This is a genomic window from Verrucomicrobiia bacterium (assembly GCA_035946615.1).
In the GTDB taxonomy this organism is placed as follows: domain Bacteria; phylum Verrucomicrobiota; class Verrucomicrobiia; order Limisphaerales; family UBA8199; genus DASYZB01.
In genome coordinates this window covers 1-9,315 of sequence record DASYZB010000138.1, presented here as the reverse complement: position 1 = coordinate 9,315, position 9,315 = coordinate 1, and the positions used below count along the sequence as shown (strand labels likewise).

Below are 9,315 nucleotides of genomic sequence, written 5' to 3'. Positions count from 1 at the left end.
GGGCAACCAGCGGCTTGTTCGATGGGGAGATTGTTTGTTTGGAACCTGATGGGCGGCCAAACTTCAGGGACGTTATCCATCGCATGCAGCAAACGGCTGATGGCGGCATCGCGCGAGACAGAATTAAGCATTCGGCGGTATTTTACCTGTTTGATTGTCTTTACCTGGATGGCCGAGCCATTGTCAATGAACCTCTGGATCGGCGGCGCGAATGGCTGGAAGATGCTGTTAAAACCGGTTCACCCTACCGCCTGAGCGGAGTTTTTGAAGAAGGTCCGCCTTTACTCGAAGCGGTGAAAGCCATGGGCTTGGAGGGCATCATGGCCAAACAGCGCGCCAGCACCTATCTGCCCGGAAAGCGGGGGGAGGCATGGCTGAAGATCAAAACACGCCAAACCGTTGAATGCGTCATCATCGGCTATACACAGGGCAAAGGTGACAGACAAACCAGCTTTGGCGCCTTGCACCTGGCTATTCCGGGCGAGAACGAGCTCAAATATATCGGTAAAGTAGGGGCGGGTTTCGATGAAACGATGCTAAAGGTTGTGGTTAGGGAGTTAGGAAAGTTGACACGGACCAAAAGACCGGTTAAAGAGAAACCGCTCGACGAGGCGCGTTCTGTTTGGGTGCAACCCAAGCTCGCGTGTGAAGTGGCATTTGCCTCATGGACACCGGATGGGCTCTTGCGCGAGCCTGTTTTTGTAAGATTAAGACCGGATTTGGCAAATGGAATGCTGCCTTCGCTGAAGCTATGAACCTGGTCACATCATTATAGGTGAATTATGAGATCAATCTGGAAAGGCCATATCCGCTTTTCGCTAGTAACGATTCCTATCCGCATTTACAACGCGGTGGACACCGAAGAAACCATCCGGTTCAATCAATTGCACAAGGAGGATAACGGCGCCGTCGGTTACGATAAAAAGTGCAAAAAATGCGGCAAAACTCTCACTACGGAGGAGATAGTCAAAGGGTACCAATTCGAGCCGGAACAATACGTTATCGTATCTCCAGAGGACCTCGAGAAAATCAAGCTCAAGAGCACGAAGGTAATCGAGATTGCCGGATTCATCGACGCCGGCGAAGTTCATCCGACACTTTATGACGCCCCTTATTTCGCGGGCCCGGACGGGCCGGTGGCGGCGAAGACCTATTCCCTACTGACTGAGGCCCTCAAAGCCAGCGGCAAGGTCGGCATCGGCAAGGTCGTTCTGCGCGACCGTGAAGAAGTAGTGATGATATCGCCCCTGGATGGCGGCCTCGTACTTTACAAGCTGCGCAATCCGCAGGAGCTGCGAAAGATGGAGAGCGTTCCCCAAATCGAGCAAAAGGAAGTCAACAAAGACGAACTCAAACTCTCGGTCAGCCTGGTCGAATCCATGGCGTCCAGTTTGAAAGAGCTGGATTTGACGGACCACTACCGGGATGCGCTGCGCGAGATGCTCGAGGCAAAGATTGCGGGCAAGCAAGTCATCAGCGTTGCGGAAGAGGAGAAACCGGTGGTGGATATTATGACCGCGCTCCGGCAGAGTATTGAACGAACAAAGGCGCAGAAGAAGCCCATGGAAAAAGCAAAGGGAGAGAAGAAGCGACCGGCTGAGGTGAAGCCTGCAAAGCAGCGGAAGGTCGCATAGTTGCCTTGAAGCGAAAACACAAACTCACCTGTATTGGCTGCAAAGTCGAATGGGCCAAATCCTAAAATTCCCCGTTCAGGCCTCGAAGTTCGGATACAAACGGGTCAGGAACCGGGCGAAAACCGCTGAGAATCCGAACCAACTCAATTTGTTTCCTCAGCCAATGGCCCAAATCCTGGCATTTACGCCAGCCTTGGGCTGTTTCGAGCAGGCCCTCATGTGGGATGAACGCAGTGATCCGAAAGCCGCCGAGTTGTACCTCAAGGCGATTGAGGAACAGGATTGCGTCGCCGATGCCTATTGCAACCTCGGTATCATTGAATCCAAACAGGGGCGCATTGCCAAAGCGTTCGATTGCTTTACGTCCTCATTGAAACATAATCCGCGTCATTTCGAGGCCCATTTCAATTTGGGCAATATGTATTTCGATGAGAACGATTTTCGCCTCGCGCAAATCCATTACGAAATGGCTGCGACAGTTGATCCTTCCTTTCCCAACGTCTATTTCAATTTGGCCCTTGCTCAAGCCATCAATAATGAAGCAGCCGCTGCGGTAAGCGCTCTAACCAAGTACCGGGAATTGGTTCCTGCCAATGAGGGACGCAAGGCAGAAGACTTATTGGAGAAACTCAAGAAATCGCTCGCTGCCGCCCGAAACTCCCGCTCCGCCAGCACCTGATTAGCTGGTCGTTCGCTGTTCGCGAGCGGTTGGTTAGGGAATATAAAGCCGGTAAAAGCGATTTCCAACCGCTGGTGAAACCACTATCCAGGCACGAGAAGAATTGGTCTGGTAGGGCGGTGAAATGGGCGCCCATGAAATCGGTGGGACCAGGGCAGAGGTTTGTTCCAAGACCCATCCGTTTGCGGGCAGCGGCCAGGAAACAATGACGCTGTTCGTCCCGCTATTGGTGATGGAGAGCGTCGGGGGAGGTGAATAGACCACGTTGGCCGAAAATCGGAAATTGGCGCCCAGGAGCAGGGTGCCGCTGGGGCCGGAGGAACTCGGAAACAGGAAGCCATTGGTGATAAGGGCCGAGCTGACCAAAGAAACGTACGGTGAGAGGGTCACCGAACCGTCGTAATCCGGAGGCGGGCCGATCAAGTTCAGGGACAGGCCGCCAGGCGCGTAAGCGCCAATGCGATAGAGGTGCCCGGAGCTCAAGGGCACCGGACTAATTGTGGCGTAGCGAGTGCCGTTAAAAAGAGCATTGGTTGGCTGAATCACCGTCGAGGCCAGCAACACACCGCCCTGATCGGCCCAAAGACCGATATTGACAGGCCCGTAGGTGCTCACCAGACCCTCCAGGCAACCCAGGTTAGTGACCGACATGTCCACTTGTGGTTGAAACACCCAGCCGCCTGTCCCGGTGGTAAATGCGTTTACGCTGCCAGCCGTGTAACTCGAAATCGCTTCGAAACTGCTTTGCGCATCGGCGGAAGACCAGGCTAATGCTAACGAGACGAGAATTTGCGCAAGACGTTTCATGGGCGGTTCTGAATCAGCGACTCATCCAAAGTCTGCTGTCGTTCGGGTTTTGTGGCAAGGAAAATCACCTTCCTTGAAAATCACCTTCCTATAGACGCAGCCTCAAGGTAACTGCAGCAACCGATAAAAGCGCGTCTGGCTCAGACCGCCCGATTGGGAGCCATCATCGAAAAACGAGAAAGAGCTGGTTGATGAGGTGACGACGTTGGTAAATGTGGACCAATCCGGCACAGAGAGAGAAAGGTTCCACTGCACAGAGAATCGGGTTCCGGGCGCGGCGGTCCATTGCAACAGCACGCCGTTTGGCGAGTAGAGGATGGGAGAAAGGTTCAGAGGCGCGGCACTGAGAACCAAACCCTCGCGGACACGGAAAAACTCAAAGGGGGAAGCCAGAGCAATGCAAAACGTGGTTGAATAATCCGTCGCAGTTATAGTGGAACAGAGTGTGGTCCAGGCAGGATCGGTCAGGTTAACTTCGCCCTGCACATAATAGTGGACCCCGGGCAGACTGGGCCAGGTGAGGCAAATATCTCCGGCGGTTACCTGGCCTGTTAAAAGGAAATTTGTCCCAGGCGATGCGAATTCTGTTGCCAGGATTGAATAGCTGGACGGCTTGCCGGAAAGGTTGATGGCTGCCAGGTACCAGTCACCCGGCGCCAATGCAACAGGATTCGAGAAATCGTGAACGACGATGAGTTGGTCATTTGTTCCCGAGTTGGCGCTCGAATAATCGTAACTGGTCAAGCTTGGCAACGGAAGCCCCTCGCGAGCCACCAGCGCCATCCCGGCAGTCGGGCCGTTAATCTCGAACTGAGCTCGAACGGCATTCGTGCTGACAGTGTAGCGGTAGTAATCGACCGGACCGGGCGGGCCGGGGTTGCTGTTGGCGAAGGGAACACCGTCTGACAACGTGACAACATTCGCGATGTCGAAGCCCACCGCGAGCACAAAGCTCAGCGTGGCGGCATTGGTGTTTTGGACCCCAAGATAAAAGCGGGCGCCCGGAAGCAACGGCGGCACACCATTGGTTTGGAGGACTTGACTGGAATTGGTGACGCTCCTCAAAAGAAAAACATCTCCGGCGTTGGTGCCCGTAGGTGGATTTGTCTGGTTAAACAGCAGGTTAAGCGGCGCCGTGGCGGCTTCGAGGGAATTGGTGGCGAAACTAATCCAAGGCGGAGCATCAACGTAGAACCATTGAATCTGGCCGGGACCCAGCGCATTAGTGGCAAGTTGTGCCTGGCTTAATGCGATGGGTTTGGGAATCGAGTCGCGGAATAGAAAGGATAAATCCCAGCCCTGAAGGACCGGTGGTGGATTGGTTGCCCCGGCACGGGCGTCCTTGATTTCCAGCGTCCACAAGCCCGCCGCCGATTCACCCTTGAACGCATTCAGAGATTGTTCCGGCAGGTAAAATATCCCGCTCGATGGAGCAAATCCGGGATTGGAGTAGTCAATATTGGTCAGAGGAGTTGGAGCGAACTTAATGGGAATGACCGTGAGGTTGGTGTTCTCAGTGAAGGTGAAGTATAACGGAGCCACACGCGTTGAAGTGACTATGTAGAACCAAGCCGTGTTCGTATCGTAATTGCCCCCTTCGTTCATAACGATGGTGATGAAGGTGGAATTGCCAGGGCCGTAGCTAATATTTGTCGAGCCGCTGTAACTAACCAAGCCGGAATCGTAGATCAGATTCCCCTGATAATAGATGCGCATGTCATCCGGCAGCGCGTACATATCGTAGTTGATGCTGATCATGCCGGAGGTCTGGCCGGTATCGAACGTGTTCGTCGAGGCCTGGGGACCGCCTGTCGAGGAGACCGGTTGCATGTTCGTCACCAAAACGTTAATTCCCATGCCGTTGGTCGAGAGGCCGCCTCTGTTCTGCGCCAACAAAACCCGGGCGCCGCAGGGACTGACTAGATTCAACATTAAGTCCGAGACGCGCGGGTGATCGATACGCACTCCAACTTCTGTTGAAAGGATCTGGTCCGTGTTCGTAACATAGAGCGTCGAGGTCGAAAGCGCGTCATCCGGGATCGGCATATCGCCGCTAAAAGTGAACGTCACCTGGCCAGGTGGATTGGGATCAACCGCAGTCGTTGACACCGCCGTTATACTAGCGACATCAGGCCCCAGGTTGCAGACCCGAAGCCGATACAGGCCTTGGTTTATCGGCGGATGCGTTGTGTCGTCGGCGACCACCGTCACGTTGCCCGGCGAGCCTGAGGTCAGTATCGCAGCACAATTGGTCGTTACATCAATTGGGCAGAGCTGTGTCGAGAACGGACCGGAGCCGGAATTAAAACTGACATTTGCTGTCAGGTTGGTGGTGCCCGGCTGCAAATAAATGAAATCGTCACGGCAAGCGCCAGGCAGGATCGAAGAAGAAATCCCTCCGGTCATATCTTGCTGGCTTTCGAGAAAAACCGCAAGGCTTTCATCGGTGCCGGGATTGTTTGTGCTTTCCACGCTCAATAGCCACAGACCCGCACCTTGCATTCCGTCGAAGACGCGCAGGCTTCCCGGTCCGTCCGCAGGCTGCGCCCCGGGGACATCCGCCTGGGCGCTGTCATCATAAACAAATGCCTGGCTGTTTAATGCGCCTTGTAGGGAATGGTTATTGAGAACAACGGATGCATGATTATGCGAGAGGGTTCCTGCGAGGTCAGCCATGGACGGAGTGGTGATCGTATTGGTAACAATTACCCGATGCACAGGCATGGTGTATGGGGCGAGGCAAAATACGTAGCCTTCCCCAGGTTGGGCCGCTGTGGCGCCGGGAATCAGGGCCGGAGAGGGTATTCCGCGAACTAGTTGGTTTCCTTGCGCGTCGATTTGGGCGAAAGGCTGTTCACAAAGGAGGCCGAGGAACGTGTATTCAGCGGCCTCCTGCGATTCGGATTTCACCCCTATATAATAGGCGCCAGGGGTGGCATTCGAATAGATGAGCATTTCTGTGCCCCCGCGGCCGACAGAAGCATCGGCCATCGCCAGGACATTCGGATCGAGATTGGTCAGCCCTGGGTCGCGTGACACATAGAGGTCCAGGTCTGGCTCGCCCAGTGAATTGTTCGACATGGCCAGGCCAGAGGTAACATTGGAAGCTCCCGGTAGGGTCTGAATCGAAAGCGACCGAGGCTGGCACACCACGAAAGCCGCATTGGTGTAAGAGGCCTCATTTGTCACGACATAAAAATGCCACTGATTTGTCATGCCGATGGTCAGGAGACTCGTGCCATCGGCCAGCAACACGGTGTTGGTGCCTAGCAGCGGGGTGCTGGCCCCTGCGCGCTGATGCAGCAAAAGCGCGCCCATATCCCCACTACTATCAACAAGGCTGTTCGTCACCTGCGTAATGAGCGGCGACGCAGTGGCAGCCGGAGGATTGTTACTGACAGAAATCGCGTCCCAAACCTGGCCATCTCCGCTCGATATAACCAGGGCGTAATCCTGAACCACATCGTCTGGATGCGCAGTAACCGCATTGACGTTAACGTGGTCGGCATAAACCGTCACCGAGCAATTGGTGGCTAATGAAGGAGCAATATAAACGTTCTCAACATTATTGACCGAATCGATGTTTGGCGCGCTATGGATGTCCCATGGTTGATTGAAAAGGCTGCCCGCCGGGATATCATTGCCGAAGAAGACCTCTCCGGTATCGAGATTGGTTACTATTAAATCCAGGTCATTAACCAGTTTGATACTAGCGAGCGGGTTTCCCGGTGGATCGGTCCAAACCAGTGTTACGCGTAGCGGCTGATTTCGGGCGCCAGGACTGAGCGTCACAAAACGAGTCTCACTTTGGCCTGTCGCCAAGGCGCTGGACGGGTCTTGATCATAGAAAACTAGCGGGTTACCAGTAGAATTCTGGTTGGTCAGCGCCGCCGGAATACTGTGCGGCAGATTGATCAGGCCCCAGCCCTGGAAATTCGTACCTCCCGAGCTGCGAAAATCGTAAAGGTTACCCACCGAACGCGCGCCATTAATCAAAAGGGCCTTCATCAGGGCAGGGCTATTGGTTCGGCCCAGGCGCTGCTGAAAGAACTCCTGCATCAGGGCAAGGGTGCCCGACACATCGGCGGCTGAAAGGCTGGTGCCTGACTCGAACCGGTAAAACGGGCCAAGCGTCTCATTCAAATTGCTGAGGACCACCGACTGATTCGTATCCGCGGACGAGGCAAACGGGTCTGGTTCGGAGTAGTAAGCGGCCTGGTCCCAAAGTCCGGAGCGGGATGAGATAACAAACGTTCCGGGGGCCACGACATCCGGTTTGAATCGCCCAAAATCTCCTTCAACCCCAATTCCCACATTGCCCCGGCTCGAGAACCCGGCGACCTCATTAGTCGAGTCGGTGAGAGCAAACCATGGCTGGTTCGTCTGGCAGTTCGGGCCGTTCGAGCAAGACCAGGTCTCGTTGGTGATAAAACGTGGCAACTCAATTGCCCCGACGGTGATCACGTTTTTGGCGGTTGCGGGTGATTGGATGCTATCCGGCAGTCCGCCGGCGCCATCATCGGTTCCGTGGCCCGCGTTACCGGCGGCAAAGACGAATAGGAGCGGTTGAGACCCAGTTACCTGCGGCAAGGCATCGCGCACTGCCGCGTCGTAGCTGGCTGCGGCCATGTCGTAACCATAATCCCCGTCATACAGCCAGCTATTGTTCGAGATAAAGGCATTGGTGGCAGCCGCAGTTTGTTGGAGGTAAGTATCCGACTTGGCCGAGCCCGAACCGAGACCCGCAACCATAGAAAGCAATCGCGCCGCCGGCGCTTTGCCGCGGAACTGGAACTCTAGGGCCGGCATCGGAGAGCCCGGCACATTGGTAAGTCTCGTCGAGGAAGCCCCACTGCCGATGATAATGCCGGCAACATGCGTGCCGTGGCCATTGGTATCGACCCCGCTGAGCGGGAAATCGACTAACACGCGGTCTATCAAATCGGCTTGATTCGTGTCCACCCCCGTATCGTTCAGATTAATCACCACGTTCGTTCCAGTCAGCCCGAGGTAATTGACAGGCGTCTGCGGGTCCGGCGCGATGCCCGTCAAAACACGGCTGAGATCATTCGCAGGCCGGCGCAAGCGGGCGAGTTCGAGTTCCTGAATCCCAGGCAAGCTTGCCAGAAGAGCCAGGTTGCTCGAGGAAGCGCGGACCTTGAGCAGACGCCCAAACGGGGACAGTTCCTCCGCCAAGACCTGAATTGTCAGATTTGTGACGGAGACCGCAGTCGTGGAAAAAGCATCAGGAAAAAGAAGGAGGTTTAATGAAACCTCGGAAGGCGAACCGCCTGCCTGTGCGCTTTCTGTTCCGGCTTCTCCCGGTGTTGGTGCTGCGATTGCTGTTTGCGGGAGGTTAGCCGCCGCTTCTTCCAAAGTCATTGTCAACAGAGGCTCTTTGAGCTTGTAGTAAGGTTCAAAAGGAAGAACGGCTTGTATTCGAGGGTCACCCGCAAGCTCGCGGGCACCCGCACCCGAGAGGCGGACCAGGTATGCGTTGTTAGGGATGTAAGCGGCAGTCGTTGCTCCGGCTTGTTTTAGCGATGCCCGGAACCCATCGGTGAGGGGGCCGCGGGCTTGAACAATATAACTGCCAGCTTCTCCTTGGGCGCGCAACCCTGCAGGAATTCGTATGTCCAGTGGTCGCGCGGTATCCAGCAGCGCGTTCTCCAACAGGATGGCCGTCGGGCAGCGCGCAAGCTGGCCGAGGTTCCGCAAGGTGTTGGTGAGGCGATGAGGGAAGCGCCTCGCCCCCGCACCAATGGCCCTCTGATTCGTGAATTTTCCCTGGCGCCGATTCAATCCATTTGACGAATCACCTGGCAGCTTGTGGCCGCCGACATTCCCCCCCGATGACACGACCAACCGCCTTCTGCTGCTCGAAAATGGACCGCTCATCATCCAAATGAGGGCCAAAAACAGCAGGCTCAGTAAAAGCCACGTCCAGTATCGCCAGCGCATCGAAACCAAGGCAATTAAACCAATATCGGTCCGAGTTTACGAACCAAATCTCTTGGTCACGGATAGAGCCGGTAGTACCTGGGGCGGGTGGCGATGGCGTCATAAACAACGTATTGGTTGCCTTCGATGGTTACCGGCAGATTGAGGTCGGTCCAGGGCCCCGTCGGCGATGTCGAGTATTGCAAGGTCTCACCCGGGAAATTGGTGGACCACGCAATCCGCACCAGGTTATTG

At 55.3% G+C, this 9,315-nt stretch carries 5 protein-coding genes; 3 read left to right on the top strand and 2 right to left on the bottom strand.

Annotation, left to right across the window (positions count from 1 at the left end):
• From VG146_20200 to VG146_20190, 3 genes are all read left to right on the top strand, one after another.
• Positions 1-755 (top strand): ATP-dependent DNA ligase (locus VG146_20200; GenBank protein ID HEV2394680.1); only part of this gene is annotated, 755 nt, incomplete at its 5' end.
• 27 nt (positions 756-782) lie between these two features.
• Positions 783-1,634 carry a Ku protein gene (locus tag VG146_20195; protein ID HEV2394679.1) on the top strand — a complete coding sequence of 284 codons (852 nt, stop codon included), beginning with the start codon at positions 783-785 and terminating at the stop codon, positions 1,632-1,634.
• 49 nt (positions 1,635-1,683) lie between these two features.
• Positions 1,684-2,313, top strand: a complete 630-nt coding sequence (locus VG146_20190; GenBank protein ID HEV2394678.1) for a tetratricopeptide repeat protein — start codon at positions 1,684-1,686, stop codon at positions 2,311-2,313.
• Between the two features lie 33 nt (positions 2,314-2,346).
• On the opposite strand, the gene VG146_20185 is transcribed toward VG146_20190, so the two are convergent.
• Positions 2,347-3,120: a hypothetical protein gene (locus tag VG146_20185; GenBank protein HEV2394677.1), complete on the bottom strand. Its 774-nt coding sequence runs from the start codon at positions 3,118-3,120 to the stop codon at positions 2,347-2,349.
• A gap of 102 nt (positions 3,121-3,222) precedes the next feature.
• On the bottom strand, positions 3,223-9,081 hold the full coding sequence (locus tag VG146_20180) for a S8 family serine peptidase (protein ID HEV2394676.1): 5,859 nt from the start codon (positions 9,079-9,081) through the stop codon (positions 3,223-3,225).
• Positions 9,082-9,315 lie beyond the last annotated feature (234 nt).

Excerpts from the sequence above, each read along its gene's own strand:
- VG146_20190 (HEV2394678.1), top strand. The coding sequence starts at position 1,684 with ATGGGCCAAATCCTAAAATTCCCCGTTCAGGCCTCGAAGTTCGGATAC.
- VG146_20180 (HEV2394676.1), bottom strand. The coding sequence starts at position 9,081 with ATGCGCTGGCGATACTGGACGTGGCTTTTACTGAGCCTGCTGTTTTTG.
- VG146_20185 (HEV2394677.1), bottom strand. The coding sequence starts at position 3,120 with ATGAAACGTCTTGCGCAAATTCTCGTCTCGTTAGCATTAGCCTGGTCT.
- VG146_20195 (HEV2394679.1), top strand. The coding sequence starts at position 783 with ATGAGATCAATCTGGAAAGGCCATATCCGCTTTTCGCTAGTAACGATT.